This window comes from bacterium, assembly GCA_024224155.1.
GTDB lineage: Bacteria > Acidobacteriota > Thermoanaerobaculia > Multivoradales > JAHEKO01 > CALZIK01.
Genome location: JAAENP010000429.1, coordinates 1 through 917 on the forward strand (window position 1 = coordinate 1; position 917 = coordinate 917).

Genomic DNA, 917 nt, shown 5'->3' on the forward strand with positions numbered 1-917 from the left:
GATGTAGCCGATGTCGTCGACGATGATCGCGTCGATACGATCGAGTCGGCGCATCTCCAGCGGCAGCATGAGCTCTCGTTTGGCGGCGAGCAGACGTTGGACGAGTCGGTAGGCCGGTGTGAACAGCACCTTGTAGCCACGGTTGACGAGCTCGTGGCCGATGGCGCACACCAGGTGCGTCTTGCCACGCCCCGGTAAGCCAAAAGCGAGGAGATTCTCGGCGCGTTCGACGAAGCCACCTTCACACAGTGTCGGTAAGGTACGTCGTACCCGCGCCGATAGGCGCTCGAGCTTGAGGGAATCGAGGGTCTTCTCCGCTGGCAGCTGGGAGGCCTTGCGCAGGCGCAGGATCTTACGCTCATGCCGCTCTTTGACCTCGATCTCGGCCAGCTGCAGAAGGTAGTCCCGGAACCCCCAGCCGCCCTGCTCAGCCTCCTCGGCCAGCGCGGCGTAATGCGCCACAAACGACGGCAGCTTCAGCTCGCGCAGCAGCATCTCGACGCCGGCGGCCGCAGTCATGACGCCACCTCAGCGGCCTGCTCCAGCAAGCTGTCGTAGATCGCCAGGTCCACCTCCGGCGTCGCCACCTCGGGGACCTCTGGCTTCGCCTGCCCGAGCAGCGACCGCACGCGATCGTAGAGGGGCACCTCTGCCTCGGCGAGCAACAGCTCCAGGGCGGTTTCCACCTCCGACTCCATCGTCGACGCCGCCAAGTGCAGAATGCGCAGGTACTCCAGATCCGCCACACGCTCGGCCCGGCCTTCGCGCAGGCGGTCATAGCCACGACGAAAGATCAAGCTCGGAAACAGCTCCTCGCGATAGCGGTAGCGGGCAAACGCTCCGGGCTTCTTGACCAGCGTCCAGATGATGTGGCGGTAGTTGATGCGCCGACCGCCGCGACCCCGGAGACGTTCCAC

At 65.1% G+C, this 917-nt stretch carries 2 protein-coding genes; both read right to left on the bottom strand.

The window, feature by feature from the left end; genetic code table 11:
• The coding region (locus GY769_21230; GenBank protein MCP4204442.1) for an ATP-binding protein at positions 1 to 519 on the bottom strand (519 nt) is incomplete at its 3' end.
• Positions 516 to 917: IS21 family transposase (locus GY769_21235; protein MCP4204443.1), on the bottom strand; the 402-nt coding region annotated here is incomplete at its 5' end. The genes GY769_21235 and GY769_21230, both read right to left, overlap by 4 nt.